Raw genomic sequence first — 24,946 nt, forward strand, 5'->3', positions numbered from 1 at the left:
ATAAGTTGAAAATAGGCAAAGAGGATTTAATTTTGTGATTATGTCTAAAGTAATCCAAAAGCTAAACTGCCCTGATTGCCATAGTGCGACAGTAGTAAAAAATGGTAAAAAGTCCAATGGACAGCAAAATTACAAATGTAAATCTTGTGATAAACAGTTTCAAGATGAATATTTTTATAATGCTTGTAATCCTGAGATAAAAGAGTTGATGAAGCCTATGCTTTTACGTGGTAGTGGTGTGAGAGATATTTGTAATGTGCTCTTAGTCAGTATAAATGCTGTCTTGAGATTGATTTTAAAATGGGGAAAACAAGTACAAATCAAACCTCAAAAAAAGTATTATCAAAGAGTTCAAATTGATGAAGCATGGAGTTTTATAGGAAAAAAGGAAAAGAAAGTGTGGATTTTGTATGCCTATTGTAGCGAAAGTAAAGAAATCTTGGCAGTTACTATGGGCAAGCGTAATAAAAGCGGTTCGCCGCTGCGACAGAATCAAAGACTTACTTAAAAGATTGGAAGGAATAGAGATAGATTTTTATGCAACTGACAGGTGGAAGGATTAGGGACGCTTAGTCTTGCAGATTTATTACCTTATTTCAAGCATTTAATAGGTAAAAAATATACCAAAGGTATAGAAGGTAGAAACTGTTGGTTGAGGAGAAGAATTAGCAGATTATTTAGACGTTCCACTACTTTTTCAAAGAAACTGCTTTACCATTGACATCATTTCAAAATATTAGTTTGGGCAAACCAAAATAAACTATCATACATGTGAAATCAACACCATATACTTTATTGCTTTGTAAGGGTAAAGTTTTATTTTATCGTCTTATCTATCAAACACAATAAGCAAAATTTATGGAAACTAATTGGGAACTTATTGCTAAGTATCTTGCAGGGGAAGCAAATGCGGAAGAAGAAAGTAAGCTTTGGGCATGGAGAAATCAAAATCCTAATAATGAAGAGTTTTATCAAGAGATGTATCGGATTTGGCACAGTAAAAAACAAGATGAGTCTACTTTTGATAGTCATTTGGCTTTTAAGAAGCTAACCTATCGTATAGAAGAAGAAAGTCTAATTATGTTAAACCATAAAGGTAAGCCATACACTAAGCAAATCCAGATTTTTTTCAAAAAGTATGCAATAGGAATAGCAGCTACAATAGCTTTCTGCCTAATTGTAATAGCAGTATGGTGGCGAAATGAAAACAATCAAAAGACTGTTAATCAATCTATTACAGAGATAAAATCCAAAATAATAGAAAAAATAAACCCGAAAGGACAGAAACTACAGCTACGCCTTCCTGATGGTACTAAGGTTTGGCTTAATTCGGAAAGCAGACTTACCTATCCTTCTCAATTTCAGGGAAATATGAGAGAGATAAGCCTGAATGGAGAAGCATTCTTTGAAGTAGCTCATAACCCAAATAAACCCTTCTGCATCACTACGCCTAAAACTAAGATGCAAGTTTTAGGTACTTCCTTTAATGTAAGAGCTTTTGATGATGAACAAAAAACTGAAACTGTAGTAGTTACAGGGAAAGTAAAGATTTCAGAAGCAGAAAATGAAGCAAATTTTGTAGTGCTTTCTCCTAATGAAAAAGGAAATTTTTCTTTACAAAATAAAAAAATAAGTAAGCAAAAGGTAAATCCAGCTAATTACATAGCTTGGAAAGAAGGGATTTTAAAGTTTGAAAACTCAAATATGTCTTTGATAATCAAAGAATTAGAAAGATGGTATGGAGTTACTATCACAGTAAGTAATCCAAATCTTCTTAGATGCCATCTTACAGGAGATTTTAAGAATGAATCATTGGAAAATGTCTTGATTTTCATGCAAAAAGCCTTAGATATTCAGTTTGAAATTAATCAGAAGGAAGTGAAAATCAAAGGGAAAGCTTGTAGGTAAGCTCATTCAAAACTTAGTGCAAATCACAATAACAAAGTAAATATGAAAAAGAAAACTATTAATTATCGCATCAGCCAATTAGCAAGTTTACTTATTTTACTAGTCATCTTGCTTGTTTGTGTCAATAAGGTTTACTCGCAAACTGCACAAGTTATCAGAGAAACTATATCATTAAAAGTTGAAAATCAGACTATTGAGTACATCCTTAAACAAATTGAGAAAAAAACTCCCTACCGATTTGTCTATAGTACTGATGAAATTAACGATCAACGATTGATTTCAATTGATGTTCGAGGAGAGGAATTGATGAAGGTATTAGAAATCATTTTCTCAGATGACGGAGCGATTATTCATATGGCAGGTAAAAAGTTAATCATTAGTAGGTACAAGGAACTTGACAAACAAGAGGAAGTAAAACAAACTAAAACTATTGCTTTTGGAACACTTAAAGGCAAAGTCATAGATTTTAATACCAACGAACCTTTACCCGGTGCCACAGTAATATTAAAGGGTACAACCAAAGGCGGCGCAACTGACTTTAAAGGAGAGTATCAAATTAACTTGGTTCCTGAAGGCAAACAAGTATTTATAGTCAGTTATTTGGGTTATGTAGCAATAGAGGAAAGTATAGAGATTGAAGCTAATAAAGTGAATATTTTAAACTTTAACCTTGTAAGCGATAATAAAGTTCTTGGTGAGGTTGTAGTGAAAGGTAATTTAGAGGGACAGGAAAAGGCACTCAATCAGCAAAGAGCATCAGACAATATTAAAAATATCATTTCCGCAGATTTGATAGGACGTTTTCCTGATTTGAATGTGGCTGAGGCTTTGCAAAGAGTGCCAGGTATCAACATAGAAAGAGATAGAGGAGAGGGTGGAGAAGTACAGATGAGAGGTGCGCCTCCTTCATTTACCACAGTAAACGTAAATGGCGAGCAGATTCCCGGTTCACAGTCAGAAGGACAAAGAAACCAAGAACTCTCTGTTATTCCCGTTGACCAACTATCTTCTATAGAAGTAACCAAAGCAATTACACCCGATATGGATGGCGATAATATAGGTGGTACAATAGACTTGAAAACGCCTATTGCTAAAGGACTTAAATTGAAAGGGAAAGTAGAGTTAGGAGGTGGTTATAATAATATTATTCAGAGGCTCAATGCTATCGGCAGAGCAAGTTTTAATCAGAGATTTTTTGCTACTGATAAGATAACTGATGGGAAACTGGGCATCAGCATAGGTGGTAGTTACTTTGCTACTGATAATGGGCGAGACCGAACTCAGTACAGCTATCCTGCTAATTATACTACTGCTTCAGACGGTAAGCAGTATGTTCTTCCTGTATATTATCGCCTAAGAGACTTAGAAAATATACGCACACGCACTGGTTTTTCTGCCACTACAGACTATAAATTTAATGAAAAAAATCGTCTGACTTTTAACTATATGTACAGTAGGCGATTTGACAGCGATAATGAAAAAAGGTCTCAATTTGATTTTAATAGAGGCACACCTACCGCTCCACAATGGGAAATAGAGGCAGGAGAAGGTTTACCCAACATCAATCGCTCTACGGTAGTGCGTAGATTCATTAACCCAAGAACTTTTGATGTAAGGACTAATACATTTACCTTAGAGGGCGTGCATCAGTCCCGAAAACTAATCATAGATTACATTCTGTTTTCTTCTACTGCAAACAATGAAGATAACAAAGGACGTTCTTATGACTTTAGAACGAGCCCTTTACAAGCAAGGTTAGTAGATTATGGTACTGACTTCCTTAACGTAGTAGCACGAAATCCAGAAGTAGATATTAATAATCCTTTTATCGTCAATTCGTTTAGAAGCTATAGCGACAGAAATACTATTGTCAAAGCACAAAACAGGTCTGCTAAAATCAACTTTGGAATTCCCTTCCAACTCAACGAAAATAATGGTATCATAAAGTTTGGAACTAAATACAGAAATATTACCAGTACTCGCCGTATAGAGTTTGATGAAAGAGATTTTGTGAATGATGGAACAGTAAATACTACAAGTCTCTTTGCTTCTGTGCTAAGTGGTAGAGAAGACCAGCAGTTTCTGAGAGGGAGAGTACGTTTCGGACCTACTATTAACCCGTCTTTGACAGACCAATTTATTAATGCTAATGCAAGTTTATTTCAAAGAGATGAACAGAGCAATTTGAACCAATCAGTACCTCAATTTTATGATGCAAATGAAGAAGTAATCGCAGGTTATGGTATGGCTAAACTGAATATAAAAAAATTTATGTTCTTAGCTGGTTTACGCTATGAGAGAACTAACGTAACCTATAAAGCTTTTGCTTATGAAACTTCTGATGGCTCTAATGTTAGCTCTGGCACTATCAGCGAGGTAGCAGGAAATAGAAGTTTTGATTTCTTATTACCTAATTTTCATATAAAATATAGTATAGACCCGCTTACTATTCTTAGAGCAGCATTAACTTACAGTTTTGCCCGCTCGAGCTTTGTGGCTCTTGCCCCAACACAGCGAATTAGTGTAATTAACCAAGAAATCGACTTAGGTAACCCTGATTTGCTTCCTGCACGTTCTACCAATTTTGACATTATGTTCGAGAAATTTTTGAAAAATGTGGGTATTATCTCTGGCGGTGTTTTCTATAAGAAAATCAATGACTTCAATTTTAATCGAAATTTTGTGGGGCAGAGAACAGTAAGTATTAGAAATCCCAACAATCCAAATGAAACTCAGCAAGTAACACTTGATTTTACCATAGAGCAACCTCAGAACGGCGAGGTAGCAGACCTCTATGGAGCAGAGGTCAATATCCAAGCAAACTTAGACTTTTTACCGGGCATACTTTCTGGTATTGGTATTTATGCAAACTATACTTATACGCACTCTAAGGCTTCTACCTTTGATCGTAAAAATATCAGACTTCCAGGGCAAGCTACACATACAGGTAATTTTGCTCTTTCTTACGATTGGAAAGGATTTAGTGCCAGGGCTGCTTTAAATTTCAATGGTGGCGTTATTAGAAGTTTAGGTCCAGTAGGTACACTCAATAGCAACGACTTTGATACATGGCGAGCTGACCGCTACCAACTTGATTTACAAGCCTCTTATAACATAGGTAAAGGTTTTAGAGTCTATGCAGAGTTTATTAATCTTACCAATCGTCCAGAGCTGGAATATTTTGGTATCAGGTCAAGACCAAGCAATATAGAATACTATGACTGGTGGAACAGATTTGGAGTGTCTTATAGTTTTTAAGATTTTAAAACAATAGTCAAAACTATCTAAAATATATTTTAATTAAAAATTATTGAAAATGAAAATATTACAAAAAATATACTTACTTTTCTTTTTAGCATTTGCTTTTAGCAGTTGCGAAAAAAAAGATTTCGCGTACAAGTTTCCTGCCCCCCAAATATTCATTACCGATGGAAGAATGGAAAGACAGGGGGTGGCTACTGGTACAGTTAGAATACCACTTACTGCACAGTCGGCTGCAGGTCTGCAAAGTATTAAGATATACCAGTCAATTAATAATACTTCATCTGCCCTTGTCAATGAGATAAGTAACTTCCCCGACCCGCTTGCTAGCAATATTGTTTATGAGTATGCTGTGCCTATATCTGCAAAAAATGGAGATAGAATAAAATTAAGTTTTGAACTTATTGATAAAAGAGGCACGACCTCACAGAAGCAAGAACTTATACTTAGCATTGTAGGAGCTTTATTTACAGAACGAAAAATCACCTTAGGAAATAAGGAAGTCATCTCCATAGAACCACCAGAAGGAGCTACCTCAACTATCATTAATGTAGATGAATACACCTTTAAAAGAGGGCAAGCATACCTTATTCAAGGATTATTTACCATAGAAGAAGGGCTTACACTCATTTTAGAGGAAGGAACTGAAATTTATGCCAATACGGATAATCCTCAAAAAGTTACTACCTTTCGCATTCCTGCGGGCGCAAGTATTAGAGCGCAGGGGACTAAGGACAGACCTATAATCATGACATCTGATAAAATCCTCAAAGGTACAATTCCTGCTTCAGGAGATTGGCAAGGTATTGATATCTATGGAAAAGCAAGAGATAATGCTAATGATAACTCTGGCATACTTTCTTATATTAGGGTAGAATATGGTGGCAGAGACCCCCAAGACCTAAGTACAACAGGGGCAGTTCGCTTCAATTCAGTTGGCTCAGGAACGACTATACAATACTTGCAATCCTTTAAATCGTTTGGGCAAGGCATACGATTTAACGGAGGTACTAGTAGAGCTAAATATTTAGTAAGCGTTGATGCAGTAGATGGCGGATATAGAGTCGATGATGATGGTTTTGTAGGCTATACAGGTTTTGGACAGTTTTGGATTGCCATGACTTCACTTAGCAGAGACGGTGGCGAGTTTGAAAGCAGAGATGGCTCTAACTTTACTATAGCTAATATGACACTCTTAGGACCGGGTAATGCCGCAGGATTAGGCTCTGCTGACGGAGTACGTATCCGCAACACAACCACCGGTTACCGCATAGTAAATACAGTAATTGCAAGTATGCCTGATTTTGGATTTCGCGCTGAAAATGGTACAGCTACCGACCTTTCGGGAAATCGTTTTTTAGCATATTCTTCCTTGTTCAATATTCGCGGCACTTTATTCAGAGATAATGCTACCGTGTTCTCACAACCTCTTTATAATAATTCTACCGAGGTTATTGCAGGAATTGGAGTAGGTAGCCCCGCTCCAACAACAGAAATAGTAGCCAGTTTCAATCCATCTACTTTTAATTCTTGGTTTTCCAATGTAAACTTCAAAGGAGCAATACGAAACTCCTCAAGTGATTGGACGGCAGACGGTTCTTGGTGTAAGAATAGTAACGGTACTATCAGATAGATTTCATTTTCATTTTACTAATTAGTTTAGCCTTGGTAGTTCTTGATTATCAAGGCTTTTTTTAAATTCTTTATCAAAACTATGACTTCTCAACTTTCTACTTTTTTCAAAAAGAAAAATGATTATATCTATAAAACTTGCTTTTTCGTTATTTGCCTATTAATAATTTCTTGTAAAACTTATAAAGACAAAGCACCTAACAAATTTGATTTAAAAACTGCTCTTAGACAAGAAAAATCAGGTTGGCAAAATGTAGCTCTAATTTTAAAGCAAATAGTTGTCCCAACTTTCCCTAATAAGATATTTAATATTAAAGACTTTGGAGGAGTAGCCGATGGGAAAACAGATAATAGAAAAGCCATCGCAGAGGCTATACAAAGATGCTCAGCAAGCGGAGGAGGAAAGGTTGTTATTCCCAAAGGAAATTACTTAGTAAATGGCTCTATTGTATTACTTTCCAATGTAAATTTACATCTGGAAAAAGAAGCCACTATTCGCTTTGGAACAGATCCACAACACTATCTACCTAATGTAAAGATTCGTTGGGAAGGAACGGTATGTTATAACTATTCTCCACTTATTTACGCCTATCAGCAAGAGAATTTGGCAATTACAGGTGAAGGAACATTAGATGGACAAACAGAAGGTACTTGGAGTCTATGGAAAAAAGATAACGATGGTAAAAATCAAGAAAAAGACAAAAATCTACTGCGACAGATGGGGAATGATTTAGTTCCTGATAGCCTGCGTATTTTTGGAGCAGAACATTATCTTAGACCCTCACTGATAGAATTTTATGAATGTAAAAATATTTTATTGGAAGGTTTTACAGCAAAATCAAGCCCTTTCTGGACTGTTCATCCTGTTTTTTCTAAAAATATTACTATCAAAAACTTGACCATAAAAAAGGGAACAACTAACGATGACGGCATAGACCCAGACTCCTGCCAAGACGTATTGATTGAGAACTGCGACATAGATACAGATGATGACCCTATTTCAATTAAAGCAGGAAGAGATAATGACGCATGGAATAGACAAGGGACTAAAAATATAATTATTAGGAGCTGTAAGTTTAAATCTAATGTAGGCAACGCCTTTTGCATAGGTTCTGAAATGTCAGGAGGCGTAGAAAACATCTTTGTAGAGAACTGCCAAGTAAAAAATACCCCTAATGGTATCAATTTTAAGTGTAACTTAGATAGAGGAGGCTATGTTAAGCGTGTGTTTATAAGAAATATATCTTTTGAAAATTGTAAAAATATAGGAATCCTATTCCAAATGGATTATCATGGTTATCGTGGGGGCAACTCCCCCCCTGATTTTCAAGATATTTACCTTAGCAACCTGACTTTTAAAAAAATAGAAAAAATTGGGATAAAAATTGTAGGGGTAGTATCAAAACCTATCCGCAATATTTTACTTCGTCATATCCAAATAAAGGAAACTCCATTATTGCAGGAGCTACGGTTTACTCAAAATGTCATCTGGGAAAAATAATCTTGCCAAAAATTATTATTGGTTATTGTATAAATAAACTTTTATGAAAATAAAATTTTCTCGTAAAGATTTCTTAAAAATTATTGGTCTGAGTCTATTTTGGGCGAATTCAATACCTATACTTGCAAAAGAAAAAAAAATAGCAACTGTGCGCAAAATGGTGAAAATTACCAATGTTAAAGCCTATGCTCATCAAAAAGCCTCCTATGTAAAAGTAGAAACAGATGCCGGTATATCAGGATGGGGTGAGGGCGACCATGAATTTACTCCTATTAATGCTAAAATAGTAGATGAAATTTTAAAACCCGTATTGATAGGTAAAGACCCTTTCGATACAGAGCATCTATGGACTGAGATGTTTTTTGAAGGTTTTGAAGGAGGGAGTACAGGTTTTGTACCCGGTGCGGTAGCTGGCGTGGATAATGCCCTTTGGGATTTGAAAGGTAGAATTTTAGAAATGCCTGTTTCCAAATTACTTGGCGGAAATAAATTAGAAAAAATAGCTGTTTATGGCAGCTATGGAAGGCGCAAAAAGGGAGGGTTTAAAACTCCTGATGAAATGGCAAGCGAAGGCATGAAATTCGTAGAGGCGGGTTATAAAACCATCAAGGCACGTATGCAACTCTATGACAGAGACCGCAATCCACCTTTTAATTTCACTTATGATTGTATTAAAGCTATTCGTAAAACTGTAGGTGATGAGATTGAAATTTTTGTAGATTTCAACAACGGTTACACCGCAGGGAAAGCAATAGAATTAGGCTTAAAATTACATGAGCATTTTAATATCAAAGTGATAGAAGAACCCGTGTCAAGCATGGACTATGCAGGACTTAGACAAGTTGTAGAAGCACTGCCTTGCGAAGTAAATGCAGGAGAACATGAATACAACAAATGGCAATTCAGAGATTTGATTATTCATGGAAATCCTGATTGCCTCAACTTAGATTTAATAAAATGTGGTGGAATCAGCGAATGTAAAAAAATTTCAGGTATGGCACAGGCTTTTGAAAAAGAAATTATGGTACACAATACCCGCCCTACCTTAGCTACAGCAGCAAGCCTGAACTTTATTGGTTCTATTACAAACGCCGCCAAAGTACAAGAATTTGCAGGAATGCGTACAGAACTTGGTCTTAACCAATTATTTAACAATTCACTTAAGTTTGCAGACGGATTCCTATTTATCCCAACGGAAATAGGTTTAGGTTTAGAAGTAAATGAAAAAGAAATGGAAAAGTTGAAGTTAAAATAGACTTCCTTCAAAAGTGCTTTTTTTTACTTCCTCTCCTTCTGCTATCTTCTGCTGAGATAGCAGATTTCACAGATTTGCTTCCTCACCCTTCTTGAATACTCTCATAAAAAACTTTCTCGCTTACCTCTGAATATCGGATAGCTTGTTGGCGATAGCTTTTGTAGGAAGTATATACTTTTTTGCTCATGGGGTCAGTCTCGGCTAATTGTTCATAAATCTCAAAGGCATACTTTCGTAGCACTGCCAGCACTTCCTCAGGGAAGCGTTTGAGTGTAACTTTTTCTTCTTTGATGAGCTTTTCCAAATAAAGGGCATTTTTTAGTTCAAACTCTGCAAAAATCCAGTTATGTAGCTGATGAGTTGCCGCCTCGAAAATGGCTTTCAAGTCATTGGGGAGAGCATTGTAGGCTTTTTTGCTAATGATTACTTCCAAAGGTGTACCGGGTTCGTGCCAACCTGGATAATAATAGTACTTGGCTACCCTGTGTAATCCAAGCAAGTAGTCGTGGTAAGGTCCAATCCATTCTGTAGCATCTATCACTCCGCGCTCTAAGTTAGTATAAACCTCTGCACCAGCCACGGTTACTGTGGAGCTACCTGCCTTGGTCATTACCTTTCCCCCTAAGCCGGGTATTCTCATTATTAGTCCTTTGAGGTCATTGATGCTATTGACTTCTTTGTTGAACCAGCCCCCCATTTGCATTCCTGTACAGCCCCCTAAAAAAGGAATAAGATTAAAAGGGCTGTATGCTTCTCTCCAAAGTTCCATGCCACCGCCTCTAAGAATCCAAGAAACCATTTGCTGGGCATTCATACCGAAAGGGACGGAAGCAAAAAACTGACAAGAAGGGACTTTTCCTGCCCAATAATATGGCGCCCCATGTGCCAACTCCACTGCTCCCAGACTTACCGCCTCAAATGCTTCTAAAGGTGGTACTAACTCGCCTCCACCGTAAACGTGTACTTTGATTCGTCCACCTGAGAGTTCCTCTAACCATTTGGCAAACATATCTACTCCTTCCCCCAAAACGGGAAAATGGGGTGACCAAGTAGTTACCATTCGCCAGTTAAACTCTGTTTCAAATTTACTACTTTCATTTGATTGATTTTCATTACTTTGTTTCTCATTGTTACAAGCCAATGTTGTTCCTACCAAAGTGGTTGCCAAAGAAGCCTTTTTAATAAAATTCCTACGATGAATATTTGACATACAAGCAAAGTTAGATTAAATATTTTGGCGAACCTAAATGCTATATTTCATTAGTTATCAGTTAATTTTATACTTAAACTTAAACTGTAAAAAATGGCTCGCTACCTCGATGGCAATTTATTGAAAATATCATAGACAAAAAAGAAAGTTGGAAAATAGTTAGTTTTGACAAATTTTGTTAAAACAATGTATCAAACAAAATCAATCATTTGAAAATCTTTTCCTAAAATAGCTTTGCTATCAGCCTGTAGCCATTTTTGTATCAAAGTTGCATAAATATTTCTAAAATCTATCTGGTATTTTAAATCTCCCTCGTCCAAATCGGTCAAGTCAGGAGCGGGGTTATAAAATCCTGCTTTTTTTAAGTTCCCATTGATAATGAACAAATTATTGGCTGTGCCGTGGTCAGTCCCATTGCTTCCGTTCTGTGCTACTCGCCTCCCAAACTCTGAAAAGGTCATTATCATGACTTGATTCATCTTATTGTGCTTTTTCATATCTTGTACAAAAGCATGAACCGCTCCAGCATACTCTTCCAATAATCTATCTTGTTGAAAATTTTGGCGAATATGGGTATCAAATCCAGAAAGCGAAACATAATAAACGCTTGTCTGTACCCCAGAGATAATAAGTTCAGCAATGGTTTTTATATGCTTAGATAACCTGCCTTGTGGATAGTCTGTGGTAATTTTCTGTACTTTTGACTTATTGTAAATGTATTCTGCTGAGGAAGCTGTTTCGGCAATGGTTTTATACAAATAGGCTACATTTTCATGAGCATCTTCTGTAGGGTTTGCTTTTTTAAGTCTTTCAAAAATAGGATTTTGTGTACTTTGATACAATTTTTGTGGATTTTGTAGCGCAAGTCCTTTCACTCGCTCCCCTTTGAGAGCTAAACTCAAAGTATCATCTATCTCTATAGCCTCAAAAGGCTGGCAGACATCTGCCAGACAAGTAGAGTCTAAGTATCTTCCCAACCAGCCAGAACGCAAATATTCATCTGAGGCACTTCCTGTTTGCCAAATATCCATAGACCTAAAATGAGAGCGGTCTGGATTAGGATAGCCTACGCTGTTGATGACACTTACCCAACCTTCGTCATAGAGTTCTCTAAACTTTTGCATAGCAGGATTAAACCCAAGTTCATCATTGGTTTTCAGTACTTTTTCTTTGCTAATGGCAATCGAGGGACGCGATTGGTAGTAAACATCATTATAGTAAGGAACTATGGTGTTTAGCCCGTCATTTCCGCCTGACAGTTGTATGATGACCAAGATTTTATCATTTTGCCGTAAAGAGTTGGCTCGGAGTTCCCAAGATTTTAAAAAACTTGGAACCAGCATACTTCCTACTGTCGCCAAAGAAGATTGTTTAAGAAAATTGCGTCTTGAAGTTTTCATGTTTTAGCTTGCTTTTTGAAGGCTTAGACTAAAAGTCAGTCGTAGGGTTTAAATGGGGCTAAAAACTTTATTTTTGTAAAAATTAACAGGAAAGAAAGTTTACAAATAAAGTGTAATTATATAAATTTCATATTTTTACTTTGTCAAAATAAACATAATTTTGGCACAGACAATCTAACAACAATTACTTAAGCCTTATTATTTCATTTTAAACCGCAACAAAATTTATGAAAGTAAGCATGAAAATTTACGCTTCAAGTTTATCCAAACTATTGATTTTCCTAATGATAGCCTTAGTAAGTATCAACACAGGTTGTAAAAATAAACAAAAAGAAGCAGAGAAAAAAGCCGCCGCCGAGCGCGCCGCTAAAATAGCTCAGGCTAAAACGGACTTGCAAGCACTCCTTGCTGATAATAGCAAATCTCCTGAAGAATTGGAACGAGATTTGGCACGTATAAAAGCTATGGGCTTAAATGACCCTGAAGTGAATGCTTTGATAAGACAAGTAGAGGAAAAAATTAGCAAGAAAAAAACAGAAATTGCCGAGGCAAAGAGAAAAGCCGAAGAGGAGGAAAGACGCAGACGAGAGGAAGAGGAAAGACAAAAACCTGCTAAATTGAGTTTGAATGACTATTTTACCAGAATTATCAGTGCAAGCAGTGCCAACGAAGCCAATAATTATATCAATGATGCACTGAAATTGTTTGCTTCCCCTGATACGCCTGTACTGATTGCTATTGGTGTTTTTGGTGGAGAAAAAGATTATGATAAACCGACTACCATCAGAAAATATTTAGAATACCTCAAAGATCAAAAGAAAAACTTGAATAATATTGATAACATTGTATATGATAGCAATGGTAAAATCAAAGAATTAGAATTGATGAGGAAAAAGTAGAATGCTTGAAAATCAAGTATTACCATATTAAAAAAAACGAAAACACTACTGACATGATGATAAAAAAGCAGATAGTTTTATTTTTCGCCTTGTTTTTAGGTTTGATAATCAGTGCGGTAGCCCAGCCTGAACTTAGTCCTGAGCGTAAGCTGGCGGTGGACTCTTTGGCATTGGAAAAGGTCAAGGATTTGAGCAAGTATATCAGCATGATAGGTGATAAAAAAACGCCTTTTTCAGAAGCAAACAGAGCCATAGACCGCGCTATGGAATTGTTTATGGACGGCAGCCAAATGGGCGTTTCTTCTGTTAATCGCAAGGAAATCAAGTATTACCCTGTCCGCAAATATTTGGAAAGGCTTATGGCTCTCAACTACCAAAGAGTTACCATTTCTTGGTACAATATTCAGTATATCAGTGACTTGCAAAGGCAACCTGATGGGAAATATGTTGGGGTAATTACTATCTATCAGAAGTTTGAGGGCGTTACCAAAGAGGGCATGAAATACGTAGATACGACCAAAAAAGACATTACAGTTTACGTAGAACGCAAAAAGACCCAAATTAACGGGCGAGAAATTGGCTATTGGGACGTAATGCTCGGCGATATTAGAGTTAGCGAAACCAAGAGAGGCTAATGCACCAAAACAACTTTGACAAAGTTTAAACTCAGAATAGCACTTTGTCAAAGTTGTTTTTTTGTGATTTAGACTAAGCAGGTTTCACTTTCCAATTCAGACTCCATTTTATACTTCTTCAGGTTCAAAAGTAACCACTAAGTTATAGTATTCTTCAAATTCTTTGATAAGTTGGTCTTTGCTTAGTTGGAGACTCAAATAATGGCTTAATTCCTCAGCTATTGTTTCTAAAATAGGCTCAATACTTGTCCTTTTGAAGTAAAGTCTTCCTGTACGGCGAATAAAGAAATCATTTAGATTATTAATATTTTCAAAATGAAAACAATACCATAGCTCTGCTCTTGCCATGACTAAGTGCATATCTACTTGGGAGTGATAATCTTTGGAGCGAAACTCTATGATTTTATCTACCACTATCTTAGCATTTTTCCCATAGTTAAAGACCAAATAGTTAGCTTCCTTATTCCCTAAACCAAATACAACCAACTCCTTAGACAGTGCCTCTACATACTCTTCTACGGCTTCGTAACTTGGAAAATCTCCACCTGAAAGTACAATTTTGTCTGTAAAACACTCTTTTTCTTGGTATTGATATTTTTTTTTCAATCTTTTGAAAACTTTGTCAGTTACGCGTTCTGCCATTTTACGGAATCCTGTCAATTTCCCTCCTGCGATAGAAATGAGCCATGCCTCAGAAACAAAAATCTCGTCTTTACGCGAAATTTCTGAAGGGGATTTGCCTTCTTCATGAATCAAAGGACGCAAACCTGCCCAACTTGATATGATGTCATTGGTAGTGAGATTGGCAGAAGGAAACATCCAGTTAGCAGAATCTAAAATATAGCTTACATCTTCTGCACTTGCCTTGGGTTCATCTATTTCTGCCTTATAAGTTGTATCAGTAGTGCCTATGTAGGTAACTTCCTCTCTTGGAATAGCAAACATCATTCGCCCATTAGGTACATCAAAGTAAATAGACTGCCTGAGCGGAAGGCGGTGGTAAGGAACTACTAAATGTACGCCCTTGGTAAGTTGCAAATACTTGCTGGTATTGGGGTTAGAGGTATCCAGAGAGCGAACTTCATCTACCCAAGGTCCTGTGGCATTGACGGTAGTTTTGGAGCGAATGACAAAATCTTCTCCTGTAATTTCATCTTTGACTTTGGTAGCAGTAATTCGCCCTTTTTCACTGTAAATAAAACCAGTAGCAGCAATATAATTCAAGCAATCCGCCTTGTAACGCATAGTAGCGGTTTTAATCACTTCAATAGTCAACCTTGCGTCATCTGTACGGTACTCAGTGTAAAGTCCCCCTCCTTCTAAAATATCTTTTCTCAACAAAGGCTCTTGGGCAGCGGTTTCTTCTTTGGAAAGCATAATGCGCTGCTCTTCTTCTTTGACTCCTGCCAACTTATCATATACCCACAAGCCAAAAGAAGTCGCCAAAGGTCCATAAGTTCCTTTTTTGATAAGAGGAAGTAACATTTTTTCTGGAACTACTAAGTGCGGGCAGTTGCGGTGCAAAATCTCTCGCTCTCTCCCTACTTCCATGACTAAACCCACCTCAAGTTGTTTCAAATAGCGTAACCCTCCATGAATCAATTTAGTAGAGCGGCTACTTGTTCCTGCTCCAAAGTCTTGTTTATCTATGAGAGCTACTTTTAAGCCTCGCGAAGCGGCATCAAGGGCTATGCCTGCCCCTGTAATTCCACCCCCAATAATGAGGACATCGTACTCAACTGATTTGAGCCTTGCCATAAAGTCTTGTCGGTAAAGTGCTGAAAACATATAAAGAAAAGTACAATTTTAGCGTTCTATAATGATTATTTTCTATTGAATAAAATTACGAGTTTACTCCTTCTTTGTCTAACATTTTAATTGTGTCCTCGGGAACATTTTGTAAATCCATAATCAAAAAGCCGTCCAAAGCGTCATTGAACTTGGGGTCAATATTAAAGCCAATGATTTTAGAGTTTTGGCTGATGTATTTTTTGAGCAACACAGGGACTTTGGCATTGGTTGCTTCTATCTCAGAAATTTGTAAGTCCAAGTCTTTTAGGTTTTTAAAACTTTGTTTAAGCAAAATCTCCGAATCGTCTGACTTCAAATTGGGCTTAAATTTTTTTCTTGGTTTGATGAACTTTGCCAGTTCCCAATCGTAGTGATGCTCTTTGATAAACTTCACCATGAGTTCTTTGGAAAGCGTAGAAAAGTTGTTGCTAATACTGACGGGCCCGATGAGATAGCGATACTCAGGATTGTTCCTCAAGTAAAGCAGTACTCCTTTCCAAAGCAAAAACAGAGAGGCATGTTTGCGTTGATACTCCTCTACGATAAAAGAGCGTCCCATCTCCAAAGACTGCTTCAGGATAGGTACAAAGCCTTTTTCTATTTTAAATAACTCATTGAGGTAGAATCCTTTGATATTAAACTTATTATACAAGTCTGCTCCCCTACCTATTCTGTAAGCCCCTACTATTTTCTTTTCTTCCGTGTCCCAAATGAACAAATGTAAATAATGTACATCGTATTCGTCTATATCTATGCTACGGTTTGTTCCTTCGCCTTCGCTGCGAAAGGTTATTTCTCTCAAACGTCCTATTTCTCTGAGTACGTTGGGAATAAGGGTTGCTTCTGCAATAAAAACTTCATAATTTTGGTGCGAAAGTATTACATCGTGAGGGCGAAGGGCGTTGATGTCTGCTTCTAACAACTCTAAAGGAACTGCCTCTATGATTTCTTCTGGCTTTCGCTTGATTTTAAATGGATTGCGGAAAAATGGGCTGACTTTGAGTGAAGAGCCTAAGGCATAGGTCTTTGCACGCAAGAACCTAAGCATTTGGTAGGTGTCCACGAAATTTTCCAATTGTTCTGCCCTGATAGGATTACCTATACGCACTATAATTGTATTGTCTTTTTTGTTAAGCATTTCCGAAGGTAATTTTGCATCTCTTAAAGAAGGGTGAATCATACTCAACAAATTGAATAAGACGCTATTAGAACCTAAAAAATAGACAGGCAAGACATTGACTTTAGCTTTTTTGATGAACTTACCCGCAATCAAGTTCCATTCTTTATCTACTATTTTCCTCATGCTGGTTTTGAACTGCGACACCTCCCCTGCGGGAAATATGCCAATGCTATTACCTTGTTGTAAATAATCAAAAACAATTTTTAACTCGTTGGAATTTAATTTTTTATCGGTTTGCTCATCTAAGGAAAATGGGGTAAAGCTGTCTTTGAGTTGCGGAATAGCTTGTAGTAGCGGGTCGGTCATGAGTTTGAAATCAGGGCGTACTTTTGCAATGAGGGCAAGCAAAATCATTTCGTCCAACGCCCCAAAAGGGTGGTTGGCAATGGCGATAAAGCCTCCTCGCTTAGGAATGCGGGCTAATTCTTCTGGGGAAACTTCAAATTTGATATTTAATTCTTGGAGTGCTGTTTCTATAAACTCTAAGCCGCCTTTGTTACCCGCTTTTTCAAAAAGTTCATTGAAGCGGTCTATCTTCATCAATTTCATCAGTGGCACTGCCAACAACTCTAATTGGTATTTGTCTAATTTTAGCGTTTTTGCAAATTCTTCTTTAGTAATCACGTTTTAACCGATTTTTAATGTCAAATAAAAGCAAAGTTAAAATTATTTCGTAATTTCTTGGATTTGGTTACGTCCAATTTTTTTAAACTTCCTTGCTTTTACGTCAAAACTCTTTGACAAATTCCAATCTACTGTATTCATCATGCGGCTCATGTCTTTTTTGATAAAGTCAATGATAGGAGCAAGCGAATCGCCTTTGGTAGAGGTAGGGAAGTAAAGCGAAGTTCGCAAAAAATGCTTAGAAGAATCGGTAACATAGAACTGTAAATAGCTGGGTACATCTCCCTCCAACTCATAAACCACGCTGGTGTAGCCTTTGGGTGTTTTGCTTACTATCTCGTTGATAGCTTGGGCTTTGATGTTGTGCTTTTGGGCAAGGCGAAAGCAGTCATCTACGTATTCCCTAAAATCTTTCTGATTATTAATAGGTTTGTAAGATACATCTATATTTGCTTCAAACTGAGGATAATACACCTCTAACCAATACCTGTCCGCCAGATAGGACGTATCGTTGAGCAAACGAGCATGCTTAGAATACTCAAATAGGTATGGAAAAGTATCAGGGAGCATTACATACTCTGGGGTAGGCAGTGCAATGTAGTGATAGCCTTTGGGTTTGGGGGTATAAGTAAGTTCTTCACTACAAGCAGATAGTAGCAACATGCTGATAAAAAGCAAGTTAAAAAAGAATTTTTCTTTTAGAATAGACATAAGACAAAAATATATTGGATTAGATATTGGTAAAGTAATAAATAATAAAGCGCGACAAAAATTTGCTGTAAAGCTGATTTACTTCCAAATAAGTATGAACATTCCCACTATGATAAAGCCCGCACCTAAGAGTATTTTTGCTGTTACAGGTTCTTTGAGTAGCAGAAAAGAAAGCAAAATAGTTACAACAATGCTGGCTTTGTCAATGCTTGCTACATAAGAAACCTGCCCTTCTTTCATGGCTCTATAATAAAAAATCCATGACAAAGAGGTAGTGATACCAGAAATAACTAAGAAGATTAAGTTGCTTTTGGGGGCTTGCCTGATTTCACTCAAAGCATTATTCAATAAAAACGCATTGACGGTAACAATACCAAAAACGACTATAGTCCTCACACTTAGGGCGACATCACTACTCAAATTTTTCATACCAAACTTGGCAATGACAGAGGTCAAACCTGCAAAAAGCATGGAAATTATAGCAAATAGCTTCCATTTTTCCATAATGTTTCCTTCAATTTTTTAATTTTTAACCCTTGCCTATTTCTGCATAGACAAGGGCGTATAGAGAAGAAAAGATAAATAAAATCAATTTTTTAGCCTAACTTTTCCACTTGATAGTGCAGCCTATAGCTTTGGTTTTAGTAGTAGGGACAGGCTTACCTTCTATCAAAGCATTGACTGCATCTTCTATGTATTTTTTCTTAGCTTTAGCTGCATCTCTTGAGTTGTCGTCTATCGCACCTATGTAGCTGACCTTGTATTTGCCGTCTTCCTTTTGCAATACAAAATTGTGAGGCGTATTAGTTGCTCCGTAGGTTTTAGTAACTTCTTGGGTTTCATCAAAGAGGTATGGGAAGGGGAATTTCTTTGACTTAGCTCTTTTTTGTATTTTTTCGTAAGAATCGTCTGGAGATTTGACCGCATCGTTGGCATTGATAGCAATGACAGGATAGCCTTTGTTGGCAAATTTGTTATGTAGTTCTATGATTCTGTCTTCATACAAAAGTGCATAAGGACACTCATTGCAAGTAAAGACTAAGATGAACCCTTTGGCATCTTTGTAGTCTGCCAAAGAAACCATTTTCCCATCTACGTTTTTCAATTTGAAATCTGTAGCAAAATCTCCTACTTCGTAGCCTGTTGCTTTGGTAACTTCCTTGCTTGGCAAGAGGTTACACAGAAAGAAAAATACAATCAAAAATAGTTTCATGGTTTTAAATTTTAAAGGTTTAAAGAACTGATTTTAAGTTTTTAGAAGTTTTTTCTCAAAATTTTTTCTCAGAAGCCTGTAAGAAGTTTCTTAGTATAGACGACACGTCCTTTTTATTGCTGATTAATAAACTTCCTTACTACCTCTTCTAATTCGTTTTGATGAAACTCTTTTTCTAAAAATAGCCTCCTATTCGTTCTACCGTCAATGAGCAGTGTGGCAGGAATCGCTCCCCCCCAAGTCGGCTCTACTCTATCTATCCAAGAATTGGCATCAGTTTCATTCAGCAAGACAACTTTGTTTTTAAGTTGTCTTTTTGTAATAAAACGCTTTACTTTCTCTACATCTTGAGCAAAATCAACGCTTACTAAGAGAATCTCTACGTTTTGAAACTCTTTATTGGCTTTCAATGCCTCAAATTGGGGCATCTCTGCTACACAAGGTTTGCACCAAGTAGCCCAAAAGTTGATGACTTTTACCTTTTCTGACTTCTCCTCCAAGATTTTTTCTAAATCTGCAATCTTAATCAGTGCAATATCTTGGGCGGTAGCTATGCGAATTATCAAAAATAAACCCACAAAAATAAGTATTTTATGCATATTTTGCTTCTTTTCGTAAATAGGCAATGCATTTAAAACTAAAAAAAAGTATTTTTTGTTCCGAAAAAACTTCGCTTACAAACTTTATTAGCGGGTCATAAACACTTACTGCATACTCCATAGGTAAATTCTCAAAAATGAGCCCGGAGCTATAAATTCCAAGTTTCACATTCCAAGTCTTATCTTTTTGGGCAAAGGCAAAGCCTGATAAGAAGATGACAAATAATACTAATGGAATTTTTTTCATAATTTTTTGATTTTTTATGTAAATATACTTGAACAAAATTGGTTTGAGAAAGCCCCTATCCCTAAATCCCTTTCCCCAAAGGAGAAAGGGACTTTTGCTTGCTTAGGTTTTCCCAATTCAATTTTTATTGAGTATAATATATAATAGAGGTGGTAACAGGCTAAGAACTACTTATCAAACTAAGAAAAGTGGCAACTTCAAGGAAGCAAGCATATACAAAGTGCAAAAACCTTGCACCCTATATGAATAAATTGTTAAGTTTTTCAAAACGCAAAACCTATCTGAAAGCCGAGTTTGGGCAGAATGCCTGAATATGCCCTATCAAACGAATGCTCGAACCAATCTGATGAATACAGAGGATAGAAAGCTCCAGACTGTCTTCCATCTCTAAACAGCGAGAATGAGTGCCTATAAGCTACTCCTAAGTATATATCTATGAGCAAATATTTGAGAAATATATACTGAAAACCTAAATGCAAACCTATTTGATTAGAGATAATTGTTTGCTTATTAGTCATGAAAAATAAATTTCGCAACGTGCTATCATTCCCTACTGAGTCCAAATTTACTCCAATAAGTATTGTATGTGGAGCAGTATAATCTGATTGAAAATACTCAAATCGGAAAATAGGACTATAATAAAAGCCGCTTTGTGGTATTTTTGAACCTTGAAAGTAATTTCTCATTTGCAAATCTACTCCAAAACCATACTCTATCAACTTGCTAATAGCAATATTATCATTAGCAAGTCTATCTTTTTCAGGAATAAAAGAAACCCCTATAATTAAACTTCTCTTTGGGTTAGTTTTAGGAAAGTACTCTAAACTCATGGAATAAGTATAGGGTAAAAGATGTTGAGGCAAAAACTTGACAGCTATTCCCGTTCCGTTTCTATCAGACTGTGCCGTAACCGCATCAGAAAGACATATCATTAAAATAAATATGATAAGATATTTCATAAAATAAAGGTGGTTTTAAGTTATGAAGCCTCATTGATTTATGTAATCAATGAGGCTGTAAATCTTTTAGAAAGTAACAGTTCTTGTCCATGGATTGCCTACAATCAAACTTCGATATAAGCAAGTCGCAAAATCGAAGTGTAAAACAAGTAGGCGCATCATCATACAAAGTTCCATTTAAGACAGCAATATTATTTCCCTTTATTAGAGGAGGATTAAGCATAGAACCATTGCATAGATAAAATCTTGCTTGGATACTCTTATAATTCTGTTCCACTGTTTTCCAACCGTAGAGAAAGTGGTTACCTTCGGTAGTAAGATTCGCAGTAATAGTAGTATGAGGTTGATAACCAATAATTTCCATGATAGGTGTGCAAATACCCAAAAACAATTCCAACCAATGATAGAGCCAAAAATTGGTATTTGGTAATCATATTGTTCAATAATATAGCTAATCCGCCCTGTAGGACTTCCCAAGTAATACCATGATAACCCCAGATTAGTATATTCGGTATCAGATGCCACTACCTGCTTAGTGCGTCCATTGGAGATACTTCCTGAGTTGAGTGAAGAAGAAATAGGTAATAGTACTGTCCCAATGCCTTTTTTAAGTTTTTGTAAATTGTCATATTTATCAGAGAAGTCATCTTTTCGTATTTTGATTGATTGCAAGGAATACTGAAAAAAATAATTAGCTACTTTAACTATGCCATCTTTATTCACAAAAGAAGCAACATTGTAAAGAGCAATATTCATTTTATACCTCCCTTCGCTGTCAAAAATAAAACTATTCCGATGCTGATTTACAAAGGTGGTATGGGAAGTATCTCTCTTTACCTCTTTGGGCAGTTCTGCTCCAAACAAAAGATTGCTTGATTTTACTCGCTCCTCTTCTGATAGAAGTGCCTGCTCATAAATGCTTCGCAGAGAAGTAAAGCCCTCAAACTGATTTTCCCAAGCAGATAATTCTTGATTACTTTTATTGGTAAGTTCCATTTTTACTTTCTCAAAAATATAAGGGTCAGAAAAATGCAAAAAATCATTTTCCACATCATAGTAAACAAACGATTCCTTCACTTGCGGGTGTAAGTTCTCATACCTGAGCAGAAAAGGTTTTTCTTCTACTCGTGCCGTATGCTTCTTAGCATTTTCAGTAGGTAGCGGACTTACTTTTTCCATTTTATCACACCCAAGCAAAGCAAAGAAAAGCACCAAAATCAACCAAAAATTAAATTTGTTTGGAATTTGTTTTTTCTAAAAAAGTTTTCATACAATTTAAAAATTTTAGGATTAGAAAATAATACTTGTCAGAGTAGGGAAAGTTGCAACTTCAAAAAAGCAAGCATAGACAAGGGGGCTATGCCTGCCAAACACCACAAAGGAAAAGAAACAGAGTGCAAAAACCTTGCACCCTATATGAACAAATCGTTAAGTTTTTAGCCTCATTGATGCCTATTCGTCCATAGAAAAGTCAGCAAAGATGCCTCCCAAAAATCAGTATAGACGTAACTCCTCGCAGTGTGACAATAGGCTATAATTGAGGTTTACATCAAGTAGTACGAAGAGAAGATAAGGACAAGTTGCAGGAGGTGTGTAATTATTTTTCAAAAACGATTGCTTTATTTTAGGGCAAAAGAAATATGAAGAATAAGTATAAATATGGAGATTATTCCAAGAAAGTATGGTGCTTTTTTAAGAAAATTAGAGAATTGTTTAACTACAAAGGCAGTTTCAGAAATATTTTACTAAAAATTTAACGATTTCTTAGTATCAGAGGAAAAAAGAGAGGTTGTTTTTCTCTGACAGCCTCTCTTTTGCAATCAAAAAAACTTCAAAGCCGTTCTAATCACTGGTAAACCGTAGATTAGTAACCTCCTTACTGTATGCCTTGCAAGGTTTGACTTGCTCAAAATCTATAGCTAATATTTAGGCTAATAGCAAAGTTTTTAATGCTACTGTTGTATCGCCCTACAAAGAAATTACCAAAATCTAACATATTCTTAAAAGAGGGATTGACTTCTAAATCTATTTGGAATATAGATTGCGCAACTTTTATATTTTTTCCAAAAGCTATAAAAGGTGAAAGTTCATCTTTTTTATAGTGTGAAAAAATATATTCAAATTCTGAATGTGTTTTCCTTCCAATCAAATAATCGAGGTAGCCACCCAAAGTAATATAATATGAGTTGATATAAAATCTTTCAGCAAGGCTAATACTAAGATGGTCAAAACGATTATTACTACTTTCATTTATTGTAGAACCGCCTAAAAGATTTATATACTGTGTAGTAAATCCTTTCTGTCGGTATCCTACACCAAGTAAAATGCTAATATTTTTAGCTTCATAGGGATATATTTCTACAAAAGTATTGACCCCAAGCCCCATACGATAATCGTGTTTCCCTGAACTTGCAAAGTAGCTTATAGGTATAATTATGTCGTTAATAGTTACTAATTTTTCTTGCCATACTAACATATCATAGTTTTGATTAGATAGCAATAAAGAACTTCTGACCCCCAGTTGAATTTTCTGAGCATATAAGTAATCTGTTGCACAGAATATTACAAACAAAATGAGCAATCTTTTCATATAATTTAGCTTTAGATTTAAGTTAAGTAATTAATTATAAGCATTAAGGCTAATGGTTTATAAAATATTTATATCTGACTTAACAGACTATTATAATTTGATTACATATTTAATGCGAATACGTTATTGTACTATTACTTACTTGCTCAGAAACAAAAGTAATTTGCTTAATTATTTTACTAATAATAAGCTAATGGGAAATAACATTGACCTCCTGCTGCCGTTATAGTATGGCTTCCTGTAATAACTGTTCCTTGTGGAATGGCATTTATCGGGGTTACAAGGTTTGATAAGAAGTAGGCATAAATTGTATCGTCATTTACTTGTCCATAATAAGCCCCTTGATTAGGTGCTGAAGGAAGAGATGAGTAAGCAATAGCTCCATACATTGTTGTAAGGAAGTCTGTGTCATACCAATAACCTAAAAAACCTCTTTTAAGATTTCTTACTTTTATAAAGTGTGTATATGTTGAATATGGATTATAATACGGGTGTATGCCTGTGTAGTTAGTGTAATCATAAAACTCTTCATAAACAAGTGTTCTATAAGAAGCAGGGCTATTTACTGTAGTTTCACAAGAACGTACCCAGTCTTCTACTTTACCATTTGTAGGGACACTGGATTCTTTCATGCGATTATTGACTAAGCAGACTACTATATTTTGCGACTTATCGCTTTTAGTAAATTTATAAAGATGGTTTACTTTGTTTATGTCCCCATCAGTGATTATTTTTACAAAATCCTCTCCATATTGGAAAATATTTTGACCTACTTGGACTATACCATCTATATTCAGTAAAGGTGCAAGTGATGGGTTAAAAAGTTTCATGTCCATGCCTTTTTCTTTGTCAAATTTAAATAAATAGCGGTGATTGAAGGTAAAATCACTTAAACAGCCATAGGTGATTAGACGGTTTCTTTGTAAGTCAGATATTTCCCCTTCTTTTTCCATTTCCTTTCTTTCCGATAAAACAGCTATATCGTAAATATTTTGAAGTGATTGAAAACCAATTTTTTGATTCCACTCTCTAATTTCTTCTGGTTTACTTTTAATCAGGCTGTTGAGAACCTTATAAAATGAAGCAGAGTCTTTAAAAGACAAATAATTACTGTTAGCCTCAACACGTCCATTAAAAGAGAAATTATAAAATCTAACTTCTACCCCTTCTATTGGAATACTTAGTTGGATTGATAAATTTTTTTCTTCTATCGTCAAGATTTCAAGAGGAGTAGTTTTAGTACAAGCATTACTGCATATCATTAAAATAATTAGTAAGAATTTTTGAATTTTTGAATTTTTCATACGATTAAAAATTTTAGGTTTTGAAAA

General features: G+C 35.9%; 20 protein-coding genes and 1 pseudogene. 8 read left to right on the forward strand and 13 right to left on the reverse strand.

Annotation, left to right across the window (positions count from 1 at the left end; all coding sequences use genetic code 11):
- The first annotated feature begins 40 nt into the window (after nt 1-40).
- The 6 genes and pseudogenes from BM141_RS19505 to BM141_RS19535 all read left to right on the forward strand — a co-directional run bounded on the left by BM141_RS19505 (nt 41) and on the right by BM141_RS19535 (nt 9,557).
- Nucleotides 41-721: pseudogene (locus tag BM141_RS19505) on the forward strand (IS1 family transposase).
- Between the two features lie 137 nt (nt 722-858).
- Nucleotides 859-1,908, forward strand: coding sequence for a FecR family protein (locus BM141_RS19515; protein ID WP_091549146.1), 1,050 nt, complete (start codon nt 859-861; stop codon nt 1,906-1,908).
- A 42-nt stretch (nt 1,909-1,950) separates the two neighbouring features.
- Nucleotides 1,951-5,166 (forward strand): TonB-dependent receptor, encoded by a 3,216-nt coding sequence (locus tag BM141_RS19520; RefSeq protein WP_091549147.1) that lies wholly within the window; start codon nt 1,951-1,953, stop codon nt 5,164-5,166.
- Nucleotides 5,167-5,224: 58 nt separating this feature from the next.
- Complete coding sequence (locus BM141_RS19525; RefSeq protein WP_091549148.1) at nt 5,225-6,802, forward strand: hypothetical protein; 1,578 nt, start codon at nt 5,225-5,227, stop codon at nt 6,800-6,802.
- 81 nt (nt 6,803-6,883) lie between these two features.
- Nucleotides 6,884-8,302 carry a glycoside hydrolase family 28 protein gene (locus BM141_RS19530; protein ID WP_143091008.1) on the forward strand — a complete coding sequence of 473 codons (1,419 nt, stop codon included), beginning with the start codon at nt 6,884-6,886 and terminating at the stop codon, nt 8,300-8,302.
- A 157-nt stretch (nt 8,303-8,459) separates the two neighbouring features.
- Nucleotides 8,460-9,557: a mandelate racemase/muconate lactonizing enzyme family protein gene (locus tag BM141_RS19535; protein ID WP_177217468.1), complete on the forward strand. Its 1,098-nt coding sequence runs from the start codon at nt 8,460-8,462 to the stop codon at nt 9,555-9,557.
- An 82-nt stretch (nt 9,558-9,639) separates the two neighbouring features.
- Here BM141_RS19535 and BM141_RS19540 read toward each other — a convergent pair whose 3' ends face one another.
- Nucleotides 9,640-10,767: a TRAP transporter substrate-binding protein gene (locus BM141_RS19540; RefSeq protein WP_091549151.1), complete on the reverse strand. Its 1,128-nt coding sequence runs from the start codon at nt 10,765-10,767 to the stop codon at nt 9,640-9,642.
- A gap of 191 nt (nt 10,768-10,958) precedes the next feature.
- Nucleotides 10,959-12,167 (reverse strand): DUF1501 domain-containing protein, encoded by a 1,209-nt coding sequence (locus BM141_RS19545; RefSeq protein ID WP_091549152.1) that lies wholly within the window; start codon nt 12,165-12,167, stop codon nt 10,959-10,961.
- Between the two features lie 239 nt (nt 12,168-12,406).
- On the opposite strand from BM141_RS19545, the gene BM141_RS19550 reads away from it, so the two are divergent.
- Nucleotides 12,407-13,066, forward strand: coding sequence for a hypothetical protein (locus tag BM141_RS19550; protein ID WP_143091009.1), 660 nt, complete (start codon nt 12,407-12,409; stop codon nt 13,064-13,066).
- A gap of 59 nt (nt 13,067-13,125) precedes the next feature.
- Nucleotides 13,126-13,701 (forward strand): hypothetical protein, encoded by a 576-nt coding sequence (locus BM141_RS19555; RefSeq protein ID WP_091549165.1) that lies wholly within the window; start codon nt 13,126-13,128, stop codon nt 13,699-13,701.
- A 108-nt stretch (nt 13,702-13,809) separates the two neighbouring features.
- Here BM141_RS19555 and BM141_RS19560 read toward each other — a convergent pair whose 3' ends face one another.
- The 11 genes from BM141_RS19560 to BM141_RS19615 all read right to left on the reverse strand — a co-directional run.
- Entirely contained in the window at nt 13,810-15,489 is a 1,680-nt protein-coding gene (locus tag BM141_RS19560; RefSeq protein WP_091549154.1) for a glycerol-3-phosphate dehydrogenase/oxidase, read from the reverse strand.
- Nucleotides 15,490-15,544: 55 nt separating this feature from the next.
- On the reverse strand, nt 15,545-17,296 hold the full coding sequence (locus BM141_RS19565; protein WP_221407717.1) for a GNAT family N-acyltransferase: 1,752 nt from the start codon (nt 17,294-17,296) through the stop codon (nt 15,545-15,547).
- A gap of 42 nt (nt 17,297-17,338) precedes the next feature.
- Nucleotides 17,339-18,007: a gliding motility lipoprotein GldD gene (gene gldD / locus BM141_RS19570; RefSeq protein ID WP_143091010.1), complete on the reverse strand. Its 669-nt coding sequence runs from the start codon at nt 18,005-18,007 to the stop codon at nt 17,339-17,341.
- Nucleotides 18,008-18,085: 78 nt separating this feature from the next.
- Nucleotides 18,086-18,511: an EamA family transporter gene (locus BM141_RS19575; RefSeq protein WP_091549155.1), complete on the reverse strand. Its 426-nt coding sequence runs from the start codon at nt 18,509-18,511 to the stop codon at nt 18,086-18,088.
- Nucleotides 18,512-18,608: 97 nt separating this feature from the next.
- A complete protein-coding gene (locus tag BM141_RS19580) occupies nt 18,609-19,220 on the reverse strand; it encodes a thioredoxin family protein (protein ID WP_091549156.1) in 612 nt (203 codons plus the stop codon).
- 113 nt (nt 19,221-19,333) lie between these two features.
- On the reverse strand, nt 19,334-19,819 hold the full coding sequence (locus BM141_RS19585) for a TlpA family protein disulfide reductase (protein ID WP_091549157.1): 486 nt from the start codon (nt 19,817-19,819) through the stop codon (nt 19,334-19,336).
- A complete protein-coding gene (locus BM141_RS19590) occupies nt 19,812-20,066 on the reverse strand; it encodes a hypothetical protein (protein WP_091549158.1) in 255 nt (84 codons plus the stop codon). The genes BM141_RS19585 and BM141_RS19590 overlap by 8 nt, the downstream gene beginning before the upstream one ends.
- A 263-nt stretch (nt 20,067-20,329) precedes the next feature.
- Entirely contained in the window at nt 20,330-21,025 is a 696-nt protein-coding gene (locus tag BM141_RS19595) for a hypothetical protein (protein WP_143091011.1), read from the reverse strand.
- Nucleotides 21,026-21,229: 204 nt separating this feature from the next.
- The gene (locus tag BM141_RS19600) at nt 21,230-22,204 is read right to left on the reverse strand and encodes a hypothetical protein (RefSeq protein ID WP_143091012.1); all 975 of its coding nucleotides are present in this window, start codon (nt 22,202-22,204) and stop codon (nt 21,230-21,232) included.
- Between the two features lie 727 nt (nt 22,205-22,931).
- The gene (locus BM141_RS19610; protein WP_091549162.1) at nt 22,932-23,615 is read right to left on the reverse strand and encodes a hypothetical protein; all 684 of its coding nucleotides are present in this window, start codon (nt 23,613-23,615) and stop codon (nt 22,932-22,934) included.
- Between the two features lie 179 nt (nt 23,616-23,794).
- On the reverse strand, nt 23,795-24,946 hold a 1,152-nt coding region (locus BM141_RS19615), incomplete at its 5' end, for a hypothetical protein (RefSeq protein WP_221407718.1).

The sequence above is a fragment of the Thermoflexibacter ruber genome, assembly GCF_900113045.1.
Taxonomy (GTDB): Bacteria; Bacteroidota; Bacteroidia; order Cytophagales; family Thermoflexibacteraceae; genus Thermoflexibacter; species Thermoflexibacter ruber.